The 22742-nt window shown below is 70.1% G+C and carries 20 protein-coding genes, 1 rRNA gene and 1 other RNA gene; 15 read left to right on the top strand and 7 right to left on the bottom strand.

Translation table 11 applies throughout. The features are described from left to right. Window positions 1-9 precede the first annotated feature (9 nt). The 7 genes from rrf (at window position 10) to GH747_RS21570 (ending at window position 7454) form a co-directional block, all read left to right on the top strand. Window positions 10-126, top strand: a 5S ribosomal RNA gene (gene rrf / locus GH747_RS21600). 576 nt (window positions 127-702) lie between these two features. Next, window positions 703-1344 carry a tetratricopeptide repeat protein gene (locus GH747_RS21595; protein ID WP_194842936.1) on the top strand — a complete coding sequence of 214 codons (642 nt, stop codon included), beginning with the start codon at window positions 703-705 and terminating at the stop codon, window positions 1342-1344. Window positions 1345-1431: 87 nt separating this feature from the next. Then, window positions 1432-3159: a sulfatase family protein gene (locus GH747_RS21590; protein ID WP_149771718.1), complete on the top strand. Its 1728-nt coding sequence runs from the start codon at window positions 1432-1434 to the stop codon at window positions 3157-3159. Between the two features lie 36 nt (window positions 3160-3195). Further along, window positions 3196-4311 (top strand): peptide chain release factor 2, encoded by a 1116-nt coding sequence (prfB, locus tag GH747_RS21585; protein ID WP_149771717.1) that lies wholly within the window; start codon window positions 3196-3198, stop codon window positions 4309-4311. 19 nt (window positions 4312-4330) lie between these two features. Then, a complete protein-coding gene (gene ftsE / locus GH747_RS21580) occupies window positions 4331-5020 on the top strand; it encodes a cell division ATP-binding protein FtsE (protein ID WP_149771716.1) in 690 nt (229 codons plus the stop codon). Between the two features lie 9 nt (window positions 5021-5029). Next, complete coding sequence (ftsX, locus tag GH747_RS21575; RefSeq protein ID WP_149771715.1) at window positions 5030-5950, top strand: permease-like cell division protein FtsX; 921 nt, start codon at window positions 5030-5032, stop codon at window positions 5948-5950. A 130-nt stretch (window positions 5951-6080) separates the two neighbouring features. After that, complete coding sequence (locus GH747_RS21570) at window positions 6081-7454, top strand: M23 family metallopeptidase (protein ID WP_149771714.1); 1374 nt, start codon at window positions 6081-6083, stop codon at window positions 7452-7454. An 8-nt stretch (window positions 7455-7462) separates the two neighbouring features. Here GH747_RS21570 and GH747_RS21565 read toward each other — a convergent pair whose 3' ends face one another. Further along, on the bottom strand, window positions 7463-8893 hold the full coding sequence (locus GH747_RS21565; protein ID WP_205603059.1) for an MFS transporter: 1431 nt from the start codon (window positions 8891-8893) through the stop codon (window positions 7463-7465). A gap of 104 nt (window positions 8894-8997) precedes the next feature. On the opposite strand from GH747_RS21565, the gene smpB reads away from it, so the two are divergent. The 3 genes from smpB (at window position 8998) to ssrA (ending at window position 10824) form a co-directional block, all read left to right on the top strand. Further along, a complete protein-coding gene (gene smpB, locus GH747_RS21560) occupies window positions 8998-9477 on the top strand; it encodes an SsrA-binding protein SmpB (RefSeq protein ID WP_149771713.1) in 480 nt (159 codons plus the stop codon). Continuing rightward, a complete protein-coding gene (locus GH747_RS21555; protein WP_149771712.1) occupies window positions 9474-10370 on the top strand; it encodes an amidohydrolase family protein in 897 nt (298 codons plus the stop codon). The genes smpB and GH747_RS21555 overlap by 4 nt, the downstream gene beginning before the upstream one ends. Before the next feature lie 82 nt (window positions 10371-10452). Beyond that, window positions 10453-10824: a transfer-messenger RNA gene (gene ssrA / locus GH747_RS21550) on the top strand. 67 nt (window positions 10825-10891) lie between these two features. Here the strand turns inward: ssrA and GH747_RS21545 are convergent. Further along, a complete protein-coding gene (locus tag GH747_RS21545; RefSeq protein WP_149771711.1) occupies window positions 10892-12340 on the bottom strand; it encodes a carboxypeptidase regulatory-like domain-containing protein in 1449 nt (482 codons plus the stop codon). Window positions 12341-12639: 299 nt separating this feature from the next. Next, a complete protein-coding gene (locus GH747_RS21540) occupies window positions 12640-12942 on the bottom strand; it encodes a WhiB family transcriptional regulator (protein WP_149771710.1) in 303 nt (100 codons plus the stop codon). A 227-nt stretch (window positions 12943-13169) separates the two neighbouring features. On the opposite strand from GH747_RS21540, the gene GH747_RS21535 reads away from it, so the two are divergent. Then, window positions 13170-14081 carry a MerR family transcriptional regulator gene (locus tag GH747_RS21535; RefSeq protein ID WP_163695879.1) on the top strand — a complete coding sequence of 304 codons (912 nt, stop codon included), beginning with the start codon at window positions 13170-13172 and terminating at the stop codon, window positions 14079-14081. On the opposite strand, the gene GH747_RS21530 is transcribed toward GH747_RS21535, so the two are convergent. Together GH747_RS21530 and GH747_RS21525 are read right to left on the bottom strand one after the other, a co-directional pair. Beyond that, the gene (locus GH747_RS21530; RefSeq protein ID WP_149771708.1) at window positions 14082-16010 is read right to left on the bottom strand and encodes a CotH kinase family protein; all 1929 of its coding nucleotides are present in this window, start codon (window positions 16008-16010) and stop codon (window positions 14082-14084) included. Window positions 16011-16013: 3 nt separating this feature from the next. After that, entirely contained in the window at window positions 16014-16301 is a 288-nt protein-coding gene (locus tag GH747_RS21525) for a hypothetical protein (RefSeq protein ID WP_153816641.1), read from the bottom strand. A gap of 113 nt (window positions 16302-16414) precedes the next feature. Here GH747_RS21525 and GH747_RS21520 point away from each other — a divergent pair, with 113 nt between their 5' ends. Next, the gene (locus GH747_RS21520) at window positions 16415-16675 is read left to right on the top strand and encodes a hypothetical protein (RefSeq protein ID WP_149771706.1); all 261 of its coding nucleotides are present in this window, start codon (window positions 16415-16417) and stop codon (window positions 16673-16675) included. Here the strand turns inward: GH747_RS21520 and GH747_RS21515 are convergent, their stop codons facing one another. Further along, entirely contained in the window at window positions 16676-17002 is a 327-nt protein-coding gene (locus GH747_RS21515; RefSeq protein ID WP_149771705.1) for a TraR/DksA family transcriptional regulator, read from the bottom strand. 101 nt (window positions 17003-17103) lie between these two features. Between GH747_RS21515 and poxB the strand changes: the two genes are divergently transcribed. Next, window positions 17104-18837 (top strand): ubiquinone-dependent pyruvate dehydrogenase, encoded by a 1734-nt coding sequence (poxB, locus tag GH747_RS21510; RefSeq protein WP_149771704.1) that lies wholly within the window; start codon window positions 17104-17106, stop codon window positions 18835-18837. A 142-nt stretch (window positions 18838-18979) separates the two neighbouring features. Here poxB and GH747_RS21505 read toward each other — a convergent pair whose 3' ends face one another. Continuing rightward, the gene (locus tag GH747_RS21505; protein WP_153816640.1) at window positions 18980-20206 is read right to left on the bottom strand and encodes a glycoside hydrolase family 3 N-terminal domain-containing protein; all 1227 of its coding nucleotides are present in this window, start codon (window positions 20204-20206) and stop codon (window positions 18980-18982) included. Between the two features lie 127 nt (window positions 20207-20333). Here GH747_RS21505 and GH747_RS21500 point away from each other — a divergent pair, with 127 nt between their 5' ends. Continuing rightward, window positions 20334-21905: a GGDEF domain-containing protein gene (locus tag GH747_RS21500; RefSeq protein WP_149771699.1), complete on the top strand. Its 1572-nt coding sequence runs from the start codon at window positions 20334-20336 to the stop codon at window positions 21903-21905. Window positions 21906-22021: 116 nt separating this feature from the next. Further along, entirely contained in the window at window positions 22022-22711 is a 690-nt protein-coding gene (locus GH747_RS21495) for an NUDIX hydrolase (protein ID WP_149771697.1), read from the top strand. The last annotated feature ends 31 nt before the right edge of the window (window positions 22712-22742 follow it).

Raw genomic sequence — 22742 nt, 5'->3', positions numbered from 1 at the left:
CCGTAGGGTTACGGCGGCCATGGCGAAGGGGAAACACCCGGTAACATTCCGAACCCGGAAGTTAAGCCCTTCAGCGCCGATGGTACTGCACGGGAGACTGTGTGGGAGAGTAGGACGCCGCCGGACAATTATTCAGGTCGTGGGCCGCCACTTTCGTGGCGGCCCACGACCCATTTGTGCTTTGTACCCTGGGCGCTACCGCGCCGGGCGGCACACGATGAGCGAGACTGAGCGCATGCAAGCGCGGGAGGACACACGATGAGCGATCGCGGCGGACAGAACCGAGGCGGACAGAGCCGAGGCGGCGGTCAGGGTGGTCGTTCGGGCGGCGGCCAAGGACGATCCGGAGGATCCGGCGGCCAGGGCCGCTCGGGCGGTTCGGGTCGTTCCGGTGGTCCGGGCGGCCAGGGTCGTTCGGGTGGTCCGGGTGGCCAGGGTCGTTCGGGTGGTCCGGGCGGCCAGGGTCGTTCGGGTGGTCCGGGCGGCCAGGGTCGTTCGGGTGGTCCCGGTGGCCAGGGTCGTTCCGGTGGTCCGGGCGGTTCGGGTCGTTCCGGTGGTCCCGGTGGCCAGGGTCGATCGGGCGGTCCGTCCCGTGGGGGCGGCGCACCGCGCGGTGACCGTGACGACCGCTCGCGTCAGCGCCGGGACGATGACCGGCAGCCTCCCGCGCGGCGGGTCGAGGGCCCGCCGATCCCTGATGGCGTGCACCCTGACCAGCTGGACAAGGGTGTCCGACGTCTCCTGACCTCGCTGACTCCCGGCAAGGCCGACTCGGTTGCCTCGCACCTGGTCGCCGCAGGGATCCTCATCGACGAGGACCCCGACCTCGCGTACAAGCACGCCCGCGCGGCACGCGAGCTCGCGCCCCGGATCGGCGTGATCCGTGAGGCGGCCGGCGAGACGGCGTACGCGGCCGGTCGCTGGGCCGACGCCCTCGCCGAGCTGCGCGCGGCGAAGCGGATGACCGGTGGCTACGACCACATCGCGTTGATCGCCGACTCCGAGCGTGCGCTGGGTCGTCCCGACCGTGCCCTCAAGGTCGTCGCCGACGCCCGCGACAAGCTCACCGACATCGACGTCCGCGTCGAGGCCGCCATCGTGGCCGCCGGCGCGCGCCGTGACCTCGGGCAGCTCGACGCTGCCTTGGCTGTCCTCCAGCAGGAGCCGCTGCACAACAGCAGCCCGACGACCTGGCTGGCGCGGCTGCGCTACGCGTACGCCGACACACTGGCCGAGGCCGGGCGGACGCAGGACGCTCTCGAGTGGTTCCACCGCACGCTCGCGGCCGATCCGCAGCACACGACGGACGCTCAGGAAAGAATCACCGCGCTCGAAACTCCGTGAATTTCCACGAAAGCCGACTTCCCTGCCGGATGGCGTGATCGAGGCTCCTATACTCGTGCCGTTCATGCCAACCTCGGAGGTCCTTGCGTGCGTGTGAGAAGTCCGCGAGCTGCTGTCTTCGCGATCGCTGCGGCCGTCGTGCTGACCGCGGGGGCCGTCGTCGTGGCCGGGGCCCACGACCCGATGCCTGTGGCAGCGAGCGGTTCAGCAGACAGCGCGCTCGCGGCAGGGCCGGCTGCGAGCAGCGTGGACGCGGCGCTCACCCCTGCGGGATCGAAGCGGTACCAGCCGAACGTTGTCGTGATCGTCGCCGACGACCTCGACAGCTCCCTTGTCCAGTACATGCCGAACGTGCAGAAGCTCCGCAAGCGGGGGGCCGACTTCCGGAGGCACTTCGTCGTCGACTCGCTGTGCTGCTCGTCGCGGTCGTCGTTCCTCACCGGGATGTACCCGCACAACTCCAAGGTCTTCAACAACATCACCGGCCCGGACCCGGCGCACCCTGTCGGCGGCTACGCGGCCTGGGTGAAGGCGAAGAACGACACCAAGACCTTCGCGTACGAGATCAGCAAGGCGGCCGGCGGCTACAACACCGGCTTCTTCGGGAAGTTCATCAACCGCTACAGCGGCAGCCCCGGCAGCGCCGTGCCGGCGGGGTGGGACACCTTCAACGTGATGAGCACGTCGCGGATGTATGCGATGTGGGGCTACCCCATGACTTCCGTGGCCCGCTCGGCGTCCGGTGCCCGCGTCATCGCCCAGCACCACTACGGCGTCCGCGACCGGGACTACTCCACCGACGTCCTGCGCAGGATGTCCGTCGCCCACATCAACCGGGTGGAGCGCGCCGGCAAGCCGTACTTCGTCGAGATCGCGCCGACGGCCACCCACTCCGCACCGAACAAGCGAGCCCGCAAGGGTGACGCGTGGTTCCCGGCGGCGCCGCGTGATCTGCCGCTGAAGGGCAAGAAGGCCAAGAAGAACCCGAAGAAGCGGTACGGCGACTGCGGCACCAAGCGCTGCGAGAGGATCGACGTCCGCAAGCTGCCGGGCTTCAACGCCAGCCGCGCCGCGTCGCGTCCCCGCTATGCCGACGGGCGCCCCGCCCCGATGTTCGGCCCGACCAAGAAGCTCGCGCGCAAGAAGGTGAAGGCGATGCAGAAGCATCACCGCAACCGCGCGCGGATGGCGCAGTCGCTGGACGACCTCGTCGGCGCCGTCATGCGCTCCGTCGGGCCCGACACCTACATCGTCTTCACGAGCGACAACGGCTACCACCTCGGGCACAAGCGCCTCACGCCCGGGAAGTCCAGCGCGTACGACACCGACATCCGGGTCCCGCTGATCGTCGCCGGGCCGGGCGTGGTTCCAGGACCGCGCTACCAGGTCGTCCAGAACATCGACCTCGCTCCCACCTTCGAGCAGATCGCCGGTCTCCGCCCCGCTGCGCGTCGCGACGGGCAGTCCCTGCTCCCGATCCTGCGCGCGCCGCGGACCCCGGGGCCGCGCTTCGCGTTCATCGAGCACACGCGTCCCGGCCGGTCGGCGGACGACCCCGACGGCGAGGGCTGGACGCCGGTCGTACCGTCGTACGTCGCGGTGCGCTCGGCCGACAAGCTCCTGGTCCGCTACGACACCCGGGCGGGCGATCCGGCCGGCTACACGTTCGAGTACTACCGGGGACTGTCGCGCAAGGGCGCGTGGGAGCGTACGAACGTCTACACCCCCACCGACCCAGAGATGCAGACCATGCTGCGACGGCTCGAGCAGTTCAAGGAGTGCGAGGGCGCAAGCTGCCTCAGCCTCGCCCGCTGAGGCCCACGTCAGGGCGCTGCGGGTAGGCTCGCACTCGTGGCAGCACGGGACTACGACGCAGCACTGAAGGCACTCGGCACGACGATGACGTCGATCGAGGCGGTCCTCGACCTCGATGCGATGCGGGCTGAGGTCGCCGAACTGCAGGAGCGCGTCGCAGCGCCGGACCTGTGGGACGACCAGGCGAACGCCCAGGCGGTGACCGGTCGTCTGTCGGTGCTGCAGGCCGAGCTCGAGCGCGTCTCGGGTCTGCGTCAGCGGATCGACGACGCCGCCGTCCTGGTCGAGCTGGGGCGCGAGGAGAACGACGCCGACGTGCTCGCCGAGGTCGATGCCGAGCTCGACCGGCTCGAGAAGGCGGTCGAGGCGCTCGAGGTCCGTACGCTCCTGGCGGGGGAGTACGACGCCCGCGAGGCGCTCGTGTCGATTCGCTCGGGCGCAGGCGGCGTGGACGCCGCGGACTTCGCCGAGATGCTCCAGCGGATGTACGTCCGTTGGGCAGAGCGCCACAAGTACCCCGTCGAGGTCTACGACACGTCCTACGCCGAAGAGGCGGGCATCAAGTCGACGACGTTCGCGGTCAAGGCCCCCTACGCGTACGGCACGCTCTCCGTCGAGTCGGGCACGCACCGCCTCGTCCGGATCAGCCCGTTCGACAACCAGGGCCGTCGGCAGACGTCGTTCGCGGCCGTCGAGGTCGTCCCGGTCCTCGAGCAGACCGATCAGATCGACATCCCCGAGGACGAGATCCGCGTCGACGTCTACCGTTCGTCGGGTCCCGGCGGCCAGAGCGTCAACACGACCGACTCCGCGGTCCGCCTGACCCACATCCCCACGGGCACCGTCGTGAGCTGCCAGAACGAGAAGAGCCAGCTCCAGAACAAGGCGAGCGCCATGGTGATCCTCAAGGCGAAGCTCCTCGCCCTCAAGAAGGCCGAGGAGCGTGCCCAGCTCGACGAGCTGCGTGGCGACGTCCAGGCGTCCTGGGGCGACCAGATGCGGTCGTACGTCCTCAACCCGTACCAGATGGTCAAGGACCTGCGCACCGAGTACGAGACCGGCAACACGCAGGCCGTCTTCGACGGCGAGATCGACGAGTTCATCGAGGCCGGTATCCGCTGGCGGCGTGGCGCAGAGGCAGCCGCGAAGTAGCCTTGCGTACACTCGCACGGTGATCCGCTTCGAGAACGTCAGCAAGACCTATCCGGGGCAGCCGCGACCCGCGCTCGAGAAGCTCAGTCTCGAGATCGAGAAGGGCGAGTTCGTCTTCCTCGTCGGCCAGTCCGGGTCGGGCAAGTCCACGTTCATGCGCATGATCCTGCGCGAGACGCGCCCCACCACCGGACGGGTGTACGTCGCCGGCAAGGAGATCAACCGCCTCGCGAACTGGAAGGTCCCGAAGCTGCGGCGCCAGCTCGGCACGGTGTTCCAGGACTTCCGTCTGCTGCCGAACAAGACGGTCTCGGAGAACGTCGCCTTCGCGCTCCAGGTGATCGGCAAGTCCCGGTCGGAGATCCGCCGGGTGGTCCCGGAGACGCTGGAGCTGGTGGGCCTCGAGGGCAAGGGCGACCGCATGCCCGACGAGCTGTCGGGCGGCGAGCAGCAGCGCGTCGCCGTCGCGCGGGCCTTCGTGAACCGGCCGATGATCCTCATCGCCGACGAGCCCACCGGCAACCTCGACCCTGCGACGTCGGTCGGCATCATGAAGCTTCTCGACCGGATCAACCGCACCGGCACGACCGTCGTCATGGCGACCCACGACGCCGGCATCGTCGACCAGATGCGCAAGCGAGTCATCGAGCTCGCCGGTGGTGTGCTGGTCCGTGACCAGTCCCGCGGCGCGTACGACTACGAGAACTGACGAGGACCGATGGCACTGGGAAGCATCTTTTCCGAGCTCACCACTGGGCTGCGACGCAACTTCTCGATGACGGTCTCGCTGGTCGTCACGATGAGTGTGTCGCTGGTCCTCGCGTCCCTGGGACTGCTCCTGCAGGCTCAGGCGGACCGGACCGAGAAGTACTTCGGTGACCGCCTGCAGATCCAGGTGAACCTCTGCACGCAGAACTCGTCGGCCGACTCGTGCGTCGGCGGGCGAGCGACGCCGGAGCAGGAGGCCGAGGTCGAGAGTGCGCTCGACGGCAACCCCGAGGTGAAGTCGTTCGAGCGGTGGAGCCCCGAGCGCAACTACGAGCAGGCGCAGGAGCGGCTCGGTCAGAACGAGGAGGACCGCAAGCAGCTCGAGGCGCTCGGTCCGGAGTCGTTCGGCACCTCGTACATGGTGACCCTCGAGGACCCCAACGAGTTCCAGGGCGTCCAGAGCCAGATCAGCGGCATGGACGGCGTCGCCTCGGTGTTCAGCCTGCGTGACCTGCTCGCCCCGCTGTTCGAGGTCCTCTCCAAGCTGCGGTGGGCGGCCCTGGGCACGTCGCTGCTGCTGATCGTCGCCGCGGTCCTGCAGGTCTCCAACACGATCCGCATGACCGCGTACGCGCGCCGCCGCGAGATCGGCATCATGCGGCTCGTCGGTGCGTCGACGTGGCACATCCAGCTTCCGTTCATCCTGGAGTCGCTGGTCGCTGCCGTGGTGTCGGCAGCGCTGGCGTGCGGTGGCCTGGCGGCGTTCATGCACTTCGTCGTGTACGGCTTCCTGCGGGACCGGTTGGCCGGGCTGACCACCTGGGTGCGATGGCAGGAGGCGATCACGGTGATGGGATACACGACCGTGCTGGCACTCCTGCTGGCGCTCGTACCCACACTCGTGATGACCCGCCGCTACCTGAAGGTCTAGACACGCCGCGCCCGGCGGGCCCCAAATCCAGCATCTACCTCAGGTTGAGGGTTAGCGTCGCCAAGGAACTTCCCCGACCAGAGGCAGGCCTGTGGCACGAGTCGACCTACCCCGGCGTGCCGGCGCGCGCGTGCGCACTGCACTCGTGCTGACGGTGCTGCTCGCGCTGACCGGGACGGTGACGAGCCCGTCCGTCGGCGACGACAAGGACGACCTCAAGGACCGGCGCAACCAGGTGCAGTCGCAGATCTCGGGGGCCCAGGCCGCGCTCGACCAGTCGAGTGCCCACCTGACCTCCGCCACGCAGGTGCTGCAGCAGTCCCAGGCGAGCCTCGCCACCGCGCGTACGACGCTGGCGACGACGCGATCACAGCTGGCGGCCGCACAGGCGCGTGACGCCGCCATGAAGGCGGCGCTGGTCAAGGCCGAGGCGACCCTCGTGTCCGCGAAGAAGGAGGCGAAGCAGGGGCGCAAGAGCCAACGCCGCGCCGAGCGGGTCGTCGAGCGGATGACCGTGGAGTCGCTGCAGGGCGGATCGCCGAGCATGCGCGCGTTCGCGGCGCTCGTGAACGGCGTCGATGCTGCGACGTACGGGAAGCAGGTCAGCCTCGACCAGGCCGTCACCGATGCCCGCCTCGCGAAGGTCGACACGCTGGAAGCCACCCGCGTGATGCTCGACCTGCAGCGCAAGAAGGTCCAGAAGGCCCGTGACGAGGTGGCCGTCAAGCGGCAGGAGGCGGCGGACAACCTGGCGGAGCAGGAACGCCTCGAGCTGGCGGCCGAGCAGCAGGAGGCCGAGGTCTCGGCGCTGGTCGCCACCAACGCGTCGGCGCAGGTCACCGCCAAGAAGGCCCAGTCGGACGACGCGGCGCAGCTGGCGGCGCTGGAGTCGGAGCGGTCCTCGATCTCTGCTCGCCTCAAGGCGATCGCCGCCCAGGAGCGGGCAGCTGCCCAGCGTGAGCGTGAGCGCAAGCGTCTGGAGGCGCAGAAGAAGCGCGACCAGGCGAACAAGGGGAACGGTGGCGGCGGCGGCGGCAACGGCGGTGGTGGCGGCGGCAACGGTGGTGGCGGCAATGGCGGTGGTGGCGGCGGAGGAGGCAGCGACCGCGGCGGATCGCTGTCGTACCCGGTCCAGGCCCCGATCACCTCGCCGTACGGGATGCGCTTCCACCCGGTCCTGCACTACTGGAAGCTCCACGACGGGACGGACTTCGGCGCCTCGTGCGGCACCCCGGTGCACGCTGCGGCCGGCGGGACGGTCGTGGACCGCTACTACAACGCGGGCTACGGCAACCGCGTGATCATCGCCCACGGCCAGATGCGTGGCCGGAGCGTCGCCACGACGTACAACCATCTCTCGCGGTACTCGACGTATCCCGGACAGAAGGTGTCGCGAGGCGACATCATCGGCTACGTCGGGACGACGGGGTACTCGACCGGCTGCCACCTGCACTTCATGGTCCTGCTCGACGGTGACACGACGAACCCGATGAACTGGCTCTGAGCAGCGGATCAGACCTCCGCTCGGCCGCTGGGCCGAGGTCGGCGTCCATCGGTGAGGAGATCAGCCAGCCCGAGGAGCAGTGCTCCGACGACGAACCCGATCGTGGTCCGCAGAGCCAGGCTCATCGCCTCGGCGTAGTCGCCGTCGACGCTGAGGCGGCTGAAGAACTGCGCGAGCACGAGTGCGATGCCGATCGCGCCCCCGACCCGCTGCGCGGTCTGCAGCATCCCACCGCCGACGCCGGCGCGGCGTACGTCCACCTCGGCGAGCGTGATCGTGACGTTGGGAGAGATCACCAGCCCGCCGCCGAACCCTGCGACAGCCAGCAGCGGCGCCAGCCAGATCCCGACATGGCTCTCGAGGTGGGGCACGGCGACGTCCACGCCCACCAGGCCGACGACCACGACGACCAGTCCGCTCACGACGAGCGCCCGTCCGTACCGGTTCACGAGCCGCCCGCCGAGGACGGCCGCGACCGCCGAGCCCAGGGCGAACGGCATCTGGGTGAGCCCGGCCTCCCACGCGCTGTAGCCGAGCCCGCTCTGGAGGTAGAGCGTGAGCACGAGGAAGATCGACGTGAAGCCGGCGAAGTAGAGGGTGCCGAGCCCGAGGCCCAGCACGTACGACCGTACGCGCAGCAGCGAGAGGTCCACGAGCGTCGCACGCCCAGAACGTGCCCACCATCGCTCCCAGGCGGCAAGGACGAGCAGGAGTATGGCGGCGACGCCCAGCATCCACCACGGCCGCGACGCGAGCGCCTCGCCCTGCCCACCCTCGATCAGCGGCAGCAGCACGAGGAAGGTCGCCGCGCCGAAGAGCAGCACGCCGACGGGATCGAGCGACTCGCGACGGCCACGCTCGGCCTTCGGCAGCCAGCGCAGTGCGAGGACGAGCGCGACGATGCCGACCGGGACATTGACGAAGAACACATACCGCCAGCCGTGCTCAGCGCCTCCGAGAGTGACGAGAGCACCACCGAGGAGCGGGCCGACCGCTGTCGAGATGCCCAAGGTCGCGCCGTACAGCCCGAACGCGCGTCCACGCTCCTCGCCGCGGAACATCGTCTGGATGAAACCCGAGACCTGTGGGTTGATGAGTCCGCCGCCGACGCCCTGGAGGACCCGCGCGGCGGCGAGCCAGCCAGGATCCGAGGCGGCCCCGGCGAGGGCGCTCGCGGCGGTGAAGACGACGAGACCGACGCAGAACACGGCGCGCCGGCTCAGCGCGTCGCCCAGACGGCCGGCGGGGACGAGCACGATGCCGAATGCCAGCGAGTAGCCGGCGACGATGAGCTGGATCTGCGCGTCGGAAGCGTCGAGGCCGGAGCGGATCGAGGGCAGAGCGACGTTGACGATGCTGACGTCGAGCAGCGTCATGAAGCCGGCGACCAGACAGACGACGAGGGCGCTCCACCGCGTGTCCCGCCGAGCGTCCGCCACGAGAAGACCGTACGCCGGGGCCGTCGGGAGTGCGGATCACCGGGGGACGAGCCGGCACGTGCGCCCGCCGTGAATCCTGTGGACAGCACTGGGAGAATGGACGAATGGCCAAGGAGACCGGCAAGAAGCTGATCGCGCAGAACCGCAAGGCGCGCCACGAGTACCACCTCGACGATCTGTACGAGGCGGGGATCGTGCTGTCCGGCACCGAGGTCAAGTCGCTGCGCGAGGGACGTGCCAACCTCACCGACGGGTGGGGCGACATCGAGAATGGCGAGGTGTGGATGCACGGCGTCCACATCCCGGAGTACGCACAGGGCACGTGGACCAACCACTCGGCACGCCGCAAGCGCAAGCTGCTCCTGCACCGGCGGGAGATCGAGAAGATCGAGAAGGCTGTCGCGACCCCGGGCGTGACGCTCGTACCCCTTTCGCTCTACTTCTCCGACGGTCGCGCCAAGGTCGAGATCGCCGTCGCGCGCGGCAAGAAGGCGTGGGACAAGCGTCAGGCGATCGCCGAGCGCCAGGCGACCCGTGAGGTCCAGGCCGAGGTCGGACGCCGCATCAAGGGGATGCCTGGATGACCGCGACCTCGGAGAGCGCTGGCCTTCAGGACGAGGAGCTGCCCGCGTTCGTCTCCGAGCTGGGCATCCCCGGCCTCTTCGACGTCCACGTCCACTTCCTCCCGCCGCGCGTGATGGACAAGGTCTGGTCCTACTTCGACGCGGTCGGTCCGATGACCGGGCGCGAGTGGCCGATCCGCTACCGCTTCCCGGTCGAGGAGCGCGTCGACTACCTCGGCAGCATCGGTGTGCTGCGCTACTCGGCGCTCCCGTACGCCCACAAGCCCGGCATGTCGGAGTTCCTCAACGACTGGGCCGCGGAGTTCGCGAAGGGCAACGGCAACGCGCTCCGGTCCGCCACGTTCTACCCGGAGCCCGAGGCGGGGGCGTACGTCCGTCGCGCCATCTCGGAGGGCGTCGAGATCTTCAAGACCCACATCCAGGTCGGGGACTTCGATCCCACGGATCCGCTGCTCGACCCCGTCTGGGGCGCGATCGCCGATGCCCAGGTCCCGGTCGTCGTGCACGCCGGCTCCGGTCCGGCACCAGGGACGTACACCGGTCCCGAGCTGATCGGCCGCGTTCTGGCCGCGTACCCGACCCTGCCGATGATCGTCGCCCACATGGGGATCCCCGAGTACGAGGACTTCCTCGTGATGGCGGAGAAGTACCCGAACGTGCGGCTCGACACCACGATGGTGTTCACCGACTTCACGGAGGAGGCGACGCCGTACCCTCGCGACCTGATGCCGCGGCTGCTCGACCTCCAGTCGCGTGTGCTCCTCGGGTCGGACTTCCCCAACATCCCGTACTCGTACGCCCACCAGGTCGAGTCGCTGGCGCGCCTCGACCTCGGCGAGGACTGGCTCCGCGACGTGCTGTGGCGCAACGGGCTGCGGCTGTTCGACGCCTGAGCGCCGGGATCGGGCGGCCCGCGGAATAGCGGTCGTCGTCCAGCCGTTGGACCAGGTATCCTTCGGGAGACAACTACACAGCGGGGCTGATCGGTTTCGACTTTGGTCGTACGCATCAGGAGAAGCGAGCCGAGAATCCAAGGTCATCTCGTAAACGTTCCTTGGAAACCAACAAGTGCCGATTCTAAGCGCACTGACTTCGCTCTCGCCGCCTGAGGCGAGCTAAGCGGAGGGTCGGCCTGGGAACGCCTCCGTCCCAGTAACCGGCCTCAGCTAGGAGGCTTGCTCTGTTAGTCCGGTCGCGGGACTGACAGGGGACATTCACAGCGACTGAGCCTGTCGACGACGCGTCTGCGCGAGCGTCGGGGCTGAGAACACGACATCGCAGACTGCGCTCGGAGAAGTCCTGGTCCTGCGCTGAAGGACGCGGGTTCGATTCCCGCCAGCTCCACGAAAACCACGCACGAAGGCCGGATCCTCGATCGAGGATCCGGCCTTCGCTGCGTTGTAGGTCGGATCGATCAGCGCCTGACCTTTGCGGTCTTCCTGCTCGACCGGCTGCTGGTGGCGTACGAGCCTCGCTTGCCGGTGACCTTGACGCGGATGCGCTTGCCGACGTCCTTCTTCGTCAGTCGGTACGTCTTGTGGGTCGCGTGCGGGATCGGCTTGCCGTTGCGATACCAGCGGAAACGTAGAGTCACCTTGCCAGGACCCCAGGACCTGGTGTGCGCTCTGAGCTTCTTGCCCTGGGCGGCCTTGCCGGAGATCTTCGGGACGCGTGCTGTGAGGACACCGATCGACGGGGAGGTCGTCGCCGACGTGCGAGTGGCGGTGACGTGACCTTTCTTGGTGGCTGTCACCTGGACGGAGATCCGCTTGCCCGCGTGCGCGTTGGTGAGCCGAAGGGCGGATGAGGTGGCACCGGGGATCGCGGTGCCGTTCGCGCGCCACTGGTATCGGAAGTGGAGCGCTGTGGGTGCCCACCGGCCCAGACTGGCGCGCAGCGTCGAGCCTGTGCGGGCGGCCCCGGAGATGGTTGGCGTTCCTGCGGTGATCCTCGGTGCCGGACCGAGCTGCACGGTGAACTCGCGGTGACTTTCCGGCCCACCGAGGTCGATGGGCGTCGCTTCGGCCAGCGTGTAGGCATCCTGCCAGTACTCGGCGACGGCGGGCGGCCCCGAGTAGCCCGCTTCCGGAACGGCGAAGAGGTACTTGAACTTGCCTGTGCGGCTCGCCGAGCGGAAGTGGCCCGTTGCGTCGGCGGCAGTGCGACCGGCGTGTCCCTCTGACCACCGGCCGCCGACGAAGTCGTACACGATGACGAGAGCGTGGGGGAGCGGCGTCCCGTCCGGTCCGATGACGGTGAAGTCGACGGTCGAGAGTACGGAGACCTGAAGGTCGGCGACGGACTCCTGCCCCGGCGCGACGTTGACCGCTGCCGTCGGCCAGTCGTAGGGGTAGCCGTCGGCATTCTTGCCCGCGCTCGCCTGGATCCGGTATCCACCGGCGACGAGGTCCGACAATCCGGCCTCGCGGGTGTCGAACGATCCGTCGGGTTCGGTCTGGAAGTGTTCAGTGTGACCGACCACTTCCCCGTCCATCTCGGTGATGGAGATGGTCGCCGGGACGGGCGAGCCGCGCTCGTCTTCGACGACGCCGCGCACGAAACCCGCCGGCTCCAGCACGATGTCGTCGAGGGTGGCGTCTTGTCCTCTGAGCCTGGTCCGGGTGCCGCTGATGGGTTTCCACGCGTTGCCGTAGTACTCGTCGGCGTAGGGCGCCACGGCGTCGGAGGCGCGAACGAGGTAGGTGTTGTCGGCGAGGCCGGGCACCGTGAAGCTGCCGTCCGCCTCGGTGTCGACCTCCGCGACGACATCGTAGGGAGCGTTGACGGTAGACACCTCGATGGTGATGCCCGCCGCAGGCGTTGCGGCACCACCGACCGGCTGTAGGAGTACGCGACCGCTCACCGAGCCAGTGTCCGCGGCGTGCGCCGGTACGCTCACGAGCGCCGTCGCCCCGAGGACGACGGAGACAAGAACGGGGACCGACCGGGACGGCCGGTGTCGGGGGTGGGCAGAGCGTTCAGGCATGCAGGCACCTCGAGTCGGCGGGCGTCACCTGGCCCGACCTCGCGTCAGACTAACAGTGGTACAGGTCGGCCGCGGGGCCCCGCGGCGCCGCGTCTGGGCAGACAACTGGCGAGCCGCCCGAGAATCGAGCGGCTCGCCAGATTGTGGCGGGCCCGCTGCGGCTGCGCCGCGCTGGCTCAGCTGGCGTGCCGGACCCTGCTGCTGCCGCTGGCGATCAGGTCGTTGCGTTCACGGGTGTTGAGTCCGCCCCACACGCCGAACGGCTCCCGCACGCGCAGCGCGTGCTCGAGGCACGCGGCGACGACCGGGCACACGGTGCAGAATTCCTTGGCCTTCGCCTCACGGGCGAGGCGCTTCGAGCCGCGCTCGTCCTCCGGGCTGAAGAAGATTGCTTCGTCGGCGCCACGGCAGGCTCCGTCGAACTGCCACTCATACGACTCGATCGCCGGCGCCGGCAGACGAGAGATCGTGCTGTTCATGCTGCGCTCCTTCCAAAACTGAGGTACGAACTTAGCACGATAACTTGTTCACGTGCCAACATCGGTGAATCGTTTTTGACCAGAAGAACCCTGTCCTCGTAGGGCGTGTACCCAGCGGCGCGCAGGGCTAAACGCTTCAGATCTGATATTTCGTGACGAGGTTTATACTCTGGCCGGAAGCTGTCGACGAGAGGTGCTGGATGCCACCCCCTCCTGAGGGACTGAGCGTGCAGGCAGTCGCGCTTCGCCTCGGCGTTCCCACAGCAACCCTTCGGACCTGGGAGCGCCGTTACGGACTCGCGCCTTCGGGGCGAAGCACCGGCGGGCACCGGCGCTACTCGGAGGAGGACGTCGGCCGACTCTCTGTCGTCGTGCGGCTGGTGGGTGACGGGATGTCTCCCCAGCTCGCGGTCGAGGCGGTCCGTGCAGATCCGCACGTCTCACCCGTCGGTCTCGGCAGCGCGCAGGAGCTGATCAGCGGCGAGCTGGTGTCCGTGCTCCTCGCCGCCGGTGCACGCGGGGACACGGCGGTCATGGTCCGGCACGTCGGCCGGGTGATCGCCCGTCGCGGAGTGATGCGTGCCTGGGACGAGGTCCTCGTGCCCCTCCTGCAGGCGGCCGGGGAGCGGTGGCGCGATCCCGCGTTCGGGATCGCCGGCGAGCACCTCGTCACCGAGGTGATCACGACGGCCCTGCGGGGAGCGGCCGTACGCGCCGAGCCGCGCACCCGTGCCGGCCGCGACACCGACGTCCTTCTCGCCACCGCGGAGGAGGAGCAGCACTCACTCCCTGTCGCCGCACTGTCGGCGGCGCTGGCCGAGTCGGGTGTGGCCAGCAGGTCGCTGGGAGGGCGTGTCCCGGCACCGTCCATGGTCGACGAGGTCGTCCGGTCCCGGCCTCGGGTCGCCTTCGTCTGGGCATCGATGCGTCGCGCCGACGCGGGCCTCCTCCAGACCCTCCAGCAGGAAGCCGCGGCCCCGCTGCTCGTCCTGATCGGCGGACCCGGATGGCGTCGGACACTCGTGCCCGAGCCGACCCGCGAGGTTGTCATCGAGCAGGTCGCCGACCTCCCGCGTGCGGTCGCCCGCATCGCTGACGCCGTACGCCCGCCGCTCGTCCCGCCCGACGTCGAGGTGTAGTCAGGCGGGAGGTGGCACGTTCGCGAAGGCGTCGTCCATCCACGCGATCCGCGCGGCCAGCCACGCACGGAGCGCGGCTGCCTCGGCCGCCCACGAGCCGTGGAAGACGAAGGCCGGCCCGTTGTCGATGATCGTCGGCCCCAGAGGCATCCCGGCGCCTCCCTGCTCACGGGGGAGGAAGGTCCGCTCCGCCGCCTCCGCGATGCCGTCGGCAGAGGTGGCGACGTACGCCGGGAGCGATGCGAGTCCCTCGCGGACCTCGCGCCAGCGTGCGGCGACCCGGCTCTCGAACGCGGGGTCTTCGAACAGCTGGACGAACCAGTGGCCCTCCGGTCCCGTGTACTGCGAGGGCACGAGTCCCGGGAGAGTGTCGTCGTACCAGTTCTGGCGGACGAACCAGCCGGTTGGTTCGGCGCCTCCCCACAGGGTCCGGTTGCCCATCGAGGCGTCGTAGTCCCACGGCGGCCCCATCGACAGACGCCCGTCGGGGCCGAGAAGCATCCATACGCTCGCCTTGAACGGGCTGTCGATGCTCTTGGTGAGCTCGGCGAGGAGGTACCAGTCGATGAACGAGTCGACGTCGAGCACCGCGGCGTAGCCCGTCTCCGGATCGGCCAGGCCGTCGCCGTACAGGACGTCCTCGATCTCCTGGACACGTGCCTGCGCGATCGCGCGGTCCGCGTCGTCGTCGCTGCTCTTGACGAACACCCGGAGGCCGCGGGTCGTCGTGAAGCTCACGTCGGTGTCGTCGTACGGATCGGCCTCGAGCAGGAGACCGCCCTCGGGCATCTCGACCCGGTTCTCCTGCACCTCGATCCCCTCACCGAGCTGGTAGAGGCCGTAGTAGGTGCCGTTCAGCCAGAGCTCGACGGGCTTCATCCGGGGCGCCCAGGGCAGGCCGAGTCGTCGCGCCGCCTCGAACGCGGCGTCGTTCCGCAGAAGCGAGCGGTCGTAGAAGTTCGCGAGCAGGACCCAGTCCTTGCTGGCGGGCATCCCGAGGACCGACGCCGAGCCGTCGAGCTTCACCTTGTAGGGCCGCTTCATCGTGATCCACGACGTGGAGTTGCCGCGGACGCGCAGTCGTGTCGGGAGCACCTGGCGAGTGCCGTCGCCGGCAGTCACCGAGAGCGTGCCGTGGACGTAGGCGTCCTTGCTGGTTACGTCGAGCCCGTCGTCGGTTGCGATGTCGACGCGGCCGACAGCGGACACGGGCTCCGGCTCTGGCTCTGGCTCTGGCTCTGGCTCTGGCGTCGGCGTCGGCTTCGGCAGCGGGACGACGGACAGCCGTGCGGACGTGGATGCCGTCGCGGCAGCGCCCGCACGGGCGGAGGTGAGGGCGCGGTACGTCGCGGTGGCCGAGGCCGTCAGCGTGAGATGCGCGCGGCCGGTCCGGTCCTGAGCGCCGGTGGAGACCGTCTGCCATGCCGAGCCGGCGAGTCGCTGGAGGACCACCTGCCGGCCAGGACGGACCGGCGTCGCGGCGACGAGGGCAGTGACCTTGCTGCCCGGCCGCGCTGACGCCGGAAGGCTGAGGCGCACGGCCTGCGCCGCCGGGCGCACGACGGCGGCGGGGCTCGTCAGTGCCCGGTGCCTCACGCCGGACCGGCGGACAGCGGGGGCATAGGCCCGCAGCCGCAGTGATCGCGCCGTCGCCCGCAGGGTGAACGTCGCGGTGACACGTCGGCTCGACGTCGCTCGACGCACCGTGACCCATCGACCCTCGACCCGGCTCTGCAGCCGGATCGGTCGCCTGACCCGCCCGGGCAGGTCGAGCCGAACCGTCACCTGCTCACCCGCGATCGGCTGCGACGTCGAGACACGCAACGTCCCGACGGCTGCCGACGCCGGCGCAGGCACGGCCACGATCCCGGCGCACAGGACGCCGGCGACGGAGGTGGCCACGACGGTGCGGACGACGACCCGAGCCATGGGCTACTTCTTGACCTTCGCGCCGTCGGCGTCACCCTGGGTGCGCGACCGCAGCCACTGCCCGAGCGAGTCGGCGAGCTCGTCGGCCGGGGGCTCGCCAGGCTCGGGAGTGTTCTCCTCGACAGGCTCCGGATCCGCGGGGCGGGGGGACGACGGGTCGATCTGCCAGGTGACGCCGAACTCGGTCGACGCGGTCACGGACGTGACGGCGGTGCGCTCCGGATCGTACGGCTGTCCCGACGCGGTGCTCGTCACCTCGTCCTGCGTCCCCTTGCTGCGAAACACACCCACGGCGTTCCTCCTTGGTCTCACACCCAGCGTAGGTCGACGGGTGTGCGCAGCGTCTTGTCACCTCGATATGACACCGGTACTGTCACGATCGTCCCCTACTCGAGGAGAAGCGCATGTCCAAGCTCGCCCCGCTCGCCGGCACCGTGATCGCTGCTACGGGCGCCGCCCACTTCGTCACGCCGCAGGCGTTCGCGTCGATCAACCAGGCCGCCTTCCCGCAGAACACGGCCGAGTGGATCAAGCGCAACGGGGCGACCGAGGTCGCGCTCGGGCTCGGCCTGGTCTCCCGCCGTACGCGCAAGCTCGCGGCCGTCGGCCTCGTCGCCTACACCGCGTTCCTCGGCAGCCGGGTCGCCGCGAACCGCAAGGGCTGATCAGCCGCAGTCGACGCAGGTGCGGGCCGCCGGTCGTACGGCGAGCCGCTCGCGGGGGATCGCGCGCCCGCACCTCTCGCACGTCCCGTAGGCGCCGGTCGCGATCCGCGCCGCCGCCTCGGTCAGCTCGTCCCGCTCGGACTCCAGCCGTGCGACGAGCGCCGCGACCTGCTCGCGCTCCCAGGCGATGGTCGCCCCCTCGGGATCGTGCTCGTCGTCGGCGTTGGACGCCGCCGAGGCCGCGATGATCGCTGCGTGGTCGCGTCGGAGGACGTCGAGCTGCTCGGTCACCCGAGCGAGGCGGTCGGCGAGCGCGGCAGCATCCACGCACTGGTCAACGCCGGCGCCGGGGACGTTGATTCCTGACGGGTCGGCGCGGCGGTGTGACGATGGAGGCGGACCCACTCACGCGACGCCGAGGAGCCTCCATGCCCACCACCGCCGAGGTGATGATCGAGACGGTGAAGGCCGCCGGGGTGACTCGCGTCTACGGGCTGCCGGGGGACTCGCTCAACGCGTTCACCGACGCGCTGCGCAAGGACGGGAGCCTGGACTGGGTCCACGTGCGCCACGAGGAGGTCGCCGCGCTCGCCGCGGCCGCCGACGCGCACCTCACCGGTGAGGTCGCCGTGGTCGCCGCCAGCTGCGGACCCGGCAACCTCCACCTGATCAACGGGCTGTTCGACGCCCAGAGGAGTCGCGTGCCGGTCGTGGCGATCGCCTCCCACATCCCGAGCAGCGAGATCGGCAGCGGCTACTTCCAGGAGACGCACCCGCAGGAGCTGTTCCGCGAGTGCTCGGTCTACTGCGAGATGGCGGGCGTCCCGGAGCAGCTGCCGAGGATCCTCGAGATCGCCTTCCGTACGGCGGTGGCTGAGCGCGGCGTCGCGGTGGTCGTGGTGCCCGGCGACATCATGCAGGCCGACGCGGCGGGGCGGCGCCCCCCGACCGCCATCGAGACACCTCGCTCGCGCGTCGTACCCGACGAACGCGACCTGCGACGCGCCGCGGAGCTCCTCGGGAGCGCCGAGAAGGTCACGATCCTCGCAGGCGCCGGTTGTGCGGGGGCGCACGACGAGCTCCTCGCCGTCGCCGAGTCGCTGAAGGCGCCGATCGTCCACGCGATGCGCGGCAAGGAGTACGTCGAGCACGACAACCCGTACGACGTGGGCATGACCGGGCTGCTCGGCTTCTCGTCGGGCTATCGAGCGATGGAGGCGTGCGACGCGCTCCTGATGCTCGGCACCGACTTCCCGTACCCGCAGTTCTTCCCCGAGGACGCCGCCGTCGTGCAGGTCGACCTGCGGGGCGAGCAGATCGGGAGGCGGACCCCCGTCACGCTCGGGCTCGTCGGCGACGTCGGCGACACCCTGCGCGCACTGACGCCGCTGATCGAACCGCGCAGCGACGACGCCCACCTGCGGACGATGCTGGAGCACTACGCCAAGGCACGCAAGGGTCTCGACGAGCTCGCGTCGCCCGGCAAGGAAGGGCCGCTCCACCCGCAGTACGTCGCGCGGACGGTCTCCGAGACGGCGACCGCGGACGCGGTCTTCACCTGCGACGTCGGTACGCCCGTGGTGTGGGCAGCGCGCTACCTGCGGATGAACGGGCGGAGGTCGCTGGTCGGCTCGTTCACGCACGGGACGATGGCCAACGCGCTCGGTCACGCCATCGGCGCGCAGGCCGCGTTCCCGGACCGGCAGGTGGTGGCGTTGTGCGGGGACGGCGGGCTCTCGATGCTTCTCGGCGACCTCATCACGCTGGGCCAGCAGCGGCTCCCCGTAAAGGTCGTCGTGCTCAACAACTCGTCGCTGGCTTTCGTCGAGCTGGAGATGAAGGCTGCCGGGATCGTCAACTTCGGCACGGGCCTGACCAACCCGAGCTTCGCGGCGATCGCCCGCGCGATGGGGATGCACGGCGAGCGGGTCGACCAGCCCGACCGGCTCCCGGCCGCGATCGCCGACGCGTTCGACACGCCGGGACCGGCGCTGGTGGAGGTGACGGTCGCCCGGCAGGAGCTGTCGATCCCGCCGGCCATCACCGCAGCCCAGGCCAAGGGGTTCACCCTGTACGCGCTCAAGACCGTGCTCTCCGGCCGTGGCGACGAGGTGCTCGACCTGGCGCGAACGAACCTGTTCCGGAGGATGCGGGACCGGTGAGGTTTCGACTCGCTTCGCTCGCTCAACCAGCGGGCCGCGGATTCGCTCAACCAACGGGGGAGGGGACTCGCTCAACCAGCGGGACGGGGGCTCGCTCAACCAGCGGACGGGGATTCGCTCAACCAGCGGGACGGGGGCTCGCTCAACCAGCGGGGGAGGGGGCTCGCTTGAGCGCGACCACGCGACCCGCTGACTCGTAGACGCGGGCGCGGAACGCCGGGTCCTTGCCCGCCTGTGCCGCGACGGCCTCCGTCATCGTCCTCATCTGCGCGGGGTCCACCGCGAGAACCAGGTCGCCTCCCGCGCGTAGGAAGTCCACGGCGCGCTGCCCCGGCGGCCGGTCCGACACCTGCGCCGCGGCGGAGAGGTCGTCGGAGATGACGACCCCGGTGAACCCGAGGTCGTCGCGGAGGAGCCCGGTGATGATCGGCCGCGAGAACGCCGCGGGCTCGCGCGGATCGATCCGGTCGTAGATCGCCGTCGACATCATGACGGTGCGAGCGCCCGCGGCGATGGCGTCCTCGAACGGCTGGAGGTACGGGTCGTCGGCGTGCGTCTGCGTGTCGTGCACGTCGCCGGTGGTGTCGGTGTTCGCGGTGACCCGCCCGAGTCCGGGGAAGTGCTTCACGGATCCGATCACGCCGGCGCGCTCCATCCCGGCGAGGAACGCGAGGCCTTTGCGGGACACCTCGGCGGGAGTGAAGCCGTACTGACGGTCGAACGCGCCGATCGGGGCGTTGCGCGGCGCGAAGCGCGGGTTCGGGACGGTGTCGAGCACGGGGGCGAGGTTCAGGTCGACCCCGGCGGCGCGCAGCTGTCGGCCCCACGTCGTCGCGCGCCGCTGCAGCGTCGTCGCTGACCACGTCCCCTGGGTCAGCGCCGACGGGATGTCGCTGAAGCCGGGCCCGCGCAGCACCTGGACGAGCCCGCCCTCCTGGTCGGTCGACACCAGGAGCCGCACCGAACCGGTCGAGTCGGCATCGACCTCGGCCTGCAGCCTGCGGGCGACCCGGGCCGTCTGCGCGACCCCCGCTCCGCTACGTCCGCGGAGCATCACGTTGCCGACGTGGTGGTCCCGGATCGCGTCGAGCGTGGCCTCGTCGGCCGTCGACGCCTCGGTGCCCGTCATGAACACCTGGCCGACGACCTGGGCGAACGTGAGCCCGGCCAGCGCCGGGTCAGCAGCCGTGGACGCCGACGGTGCGGGCGACGGCGTCGTCGGGGTGGTCGGGGTGGGAGGAGCCGACGCGGTCGCCGTCGACGCAGACCGCTCCGGCGCCGTACGCGGAGCCCCTTCCGAGCAACCGACCAGCACCAGCGCGGCCGCCAGACCCAGCGCGAGACGGCGCGCAACCGGTGGACCGCTCATCGACGCCAGGCTATCTGGCGACGTTGCAATACCGTCGGGGCGTGGCCCCCGCATGAACTTGTCTGTAAAGAGCGCCTCGAAAACGGACGTTTGAGGCGATACTGGCGGTGGGCTCGAAAGGAGTGCGATGACCTCTTCGATCACGTCGTCGCATGCCACCAGCCTGACGACCGCGCTCGCGGCGATCCGGGGTGGTGACGGCGCGTCCGCCGTGGCGGCGATGAAGAACCTCCTGCGCGACCTCGGCCGCGAGCCCTCGGAGCCGCGCGCGCTCGCCGAGTACGTGCTCGCCACCGCCGCGGTCCAGGACGGCTCCGTCGGGCAGGCTTCACGCGCCGCCGCTGCGTGCCAGGCGATCGGGCTCGTGCTCGACGAACCCGGCTGGGTCGCGATCGGCTGCGCCACGCGCGCCATCGCCGTGCTCCAGGACAACCGGCCGGCCGACGCCGTCGAGGACCTGGTCCGGGCAGAGTACGAGCTGCGTGCGTCGCGTCGCGACGGGCTCCGCGCCTGGGCGCACACCCAGCTCGGACAGGCGTACGAGCGGTTCGGCCTCTTCGAGCTCGCGGTCCCGCACTACGAGGGCGCGATCGAGATCGACGACAGGATCCTCGACCTCGCCGGGTCGCGAGCCCTCGACGCGCGCAATCTCGCCACCGTGAACTACCACTGGGTGAAAGAGCTCGACATGCTCATGGACCCGGCGCTCGAGGACGAGGTCGAGCTCCGTCGCGCCGAGGTCGTCCGGTGGGCCGAGCGCTCTCTCGCCCTTGCGGCGACCGAGCAGGTCGAGGGCACCGTCTTCCCGCTCGCGCGCTACCTTCGCGCAGCGGCAGCGTGGCCGGGCGATCCCGGCCGCTGGATCGGTGAGCTCCACGTCTGTCGCAGCAACCTCAGCGATGCGTCGCACGCGGGCTTCGAGATGGAGGCCACAGCCCTGCTCGCCGTCGCGTACGTCGAGGTCGGCGAGATCGCCGAGGCGCAGCGCGAGGCCCGCCGGGCGCTGATCCGCCTCGAAGGTGTCGACGACCTCAACGTCCAGCGCTACGTGCGGTGGGCGACGCTGCGGGTGGCCGACGCGATGGGCTACCCGTCCGCGGGGGCCGGCCTCGGGTACGGCCGCAGCATCGCGTGGGCGTGGCGTCAGCAGCACCAGAGCGACCTGGAGATGATGCGCGCGGCGATCGCCGGGTACGAGCGGTCGAGGGCGCACGACGCCGCCGTCCGGGCCGCCCGCGAGGATGCGCTCACCGGGCTCGGCAACAGGCGCGCCTTCGACGAGTGGATCGCCGACATCGCCGCCGACGGAGCCGAGGCCTGCCTCATCGTCGTCGACGTCGACCGCCTCAAGGAGCTGAACGACACGCTTGGCCACGCCGCGGGCGATGTCGCGCTGCGAGCCGTCGCGGACGTCATCCGCAGCAACATCCGCAGCGGTGACCGGTCTGCGCGGGTGGGCGGCGACGAGTTCGCCGTCGTTCTGGCGGAGGCGGAGACCGTGGAGGCTCAGTTGGTGATGGACCGCATCCAGCTCGCGGCACGGGTCGTGTCGCTGACCTCGGTCGGCCGCCCTGCAGGCATCGGGCTCAGCATGGGGCTGGCCTCCTCGCGCGAGGGCTTCCTGCCCAGCGACCTCTACGCCGTCGCGGATACGCGGATGTACGAGGACAAGCGCCGCCGCGCCGGCGCCGTCGCCTGATCCGCGTCGCGCTCGACCTCTCACGTCCCGGGACTTCGGACACCCATGTGGCGAGTAAGGGTGCCTATGACTATTATGTGTTCAGGTCGGAGCGACACTTACTAAGGAGGCACGCGATGCACGGGATCGAGATCGCTGTTTCCACCGTCATCTTCGCGTTGCGCGACGACCCGAGGAACGACTGCACCGCCCTGGGCATGCCGCTGGTGCGCCGCGTCCGTCAGCCGTACGAGGGCAGCTGGGCGCTCCCGGGCGGGCCGGTCCGCCCGGACGAGGACCTCACGGACACCGCCCGCCGTACCCTCGTCGAGACGACGGCGCTGAGCCCGACGTACCTCGAGCAGCTCTATACCTTCGGCCACGTCGACCGCGCGTCCAAGCCGGTCCCCGGACCCCGCGTCATCTCGGTCGTCTACTGGGCGCTCGTCCGCCCGGAGGAGGCCGAGCGAGGGATCGAGGACGACAACGTCGCGTGGCACGCCGCCGACCATCCCCCCGAGCTCGCGTTCGACCACGCCACGATCGTCGACTACGCGCTGTGGCGGCTCCGGACCAAGATGGAGTACTCGCGGATCGCTCAGGCGTTCCTCGGTGAGACGTTCACCCTCGCGCAGCTGCGCCAGGTGTACGAGGTGGTGCTCCAGCGCACGCTCGACCCGGCCAACTTCCGGCGCCAGGTCGAGTCCAGCGGAGGCGTCGAGCCGACCGGCGAGTACCTCGTCGGCGGACGGCACCGGCCGCCCAAGCTCTACCGACATCGTGCGGCGAGCGACCTCGCCGACAACGGACCCCTCACGCGGCTCTGACCGTGCCTCGCACCGTCACCGCACCCGCCGG

The organism is Mumia xiangluensis, from assembly GCF_010994095.1.
Classification (GTDB): domain Bacteria; phylum Actinomycetota; class Actinomycetes; order Propionibacteriales; family Nocardioidaceae; genus Mumia; species Mumia xiangluensis.
This window is presented reverse-complemented; position numbering and strand designations above follow the sequence as displayed.

What these genes read in the sequence shown, in the direction of transcription:
- ftsX (WP_149771715.1), top strand. Translation starts at nt 5,030, where the DNA reads ATGGCACTGGGAAGCATCTTTTCCGAGCTCACCACTGGGCTGCGACGC.
- smpB (WP_149771713.1), top strand. Translation starts at nt 8,998, where the DNA reads ATGGCCAAGGAGACCGGCAAGAAGCTGATCGCGCAGAACCGCAAGGCG.
- GH747_RS21555 (WP_149771712.1), top strand. Translation starts at nt 9,474, where the DNA reads ATGACCGCGACCTCGGAGAGCGCTGGCCTTCAGGACGAGGAGCTGCCC.
- GH747_RS21540 (WP_149771710.1), bottom strand. Translation starts at nt 12,942, where the DNA reads ATGAACAGCACGATCTCTCGTCTGCCGGCGCCGGCGATCGAGTCGTAT.
- GH747_RS21530 (WP_149771708.1), bottom strand. Translation starts at nt 16,010, where the DNA reads ATGGCTCGGGTCGTCGTCCGCACCGTCGTGGCCACCTCCGTCGCCGGC.
- GH747_RS21520 (WP_149771706.1), top strand. Translation starts at nt 16,415, where the DNA reads ATGTCCAAGCTCGCCCCGCTCGCCGGCACCGTGATCGCTGCTACGGGC.
- poxB (WP_149771704.1), top strand. Translation starts at nt 17,104, where the DNA reads ATGCCCACCACCGCCGAGGTGATGATCGAGACGGTGAAGGCCGCCGGG.
- GH747_RS21505 (WP_153816640.1), bottom strand. Translation starts at nt 20,206, where the DNA reads ATGAGCGGTCCACCGGTTGCGCGCCGTCTCGCGCTGGGTCTGGCGGCC.
- GH747_RS21500 (WP_149771699.1), top strand. Translation starts at nt 20,334, where the DNA reads ATGACCTCTTCGATCACGTCGTCGCATGCCACCAGCCTGACGACCGCG.
- GH747_RS21495 (WP_149771697.1), top strand. Translation starts at nt 22,022, where the DNA reads ATGCACGGGATCGAGATCGCTGTTTCCACCGTCATCTTCGCGTTGCGC.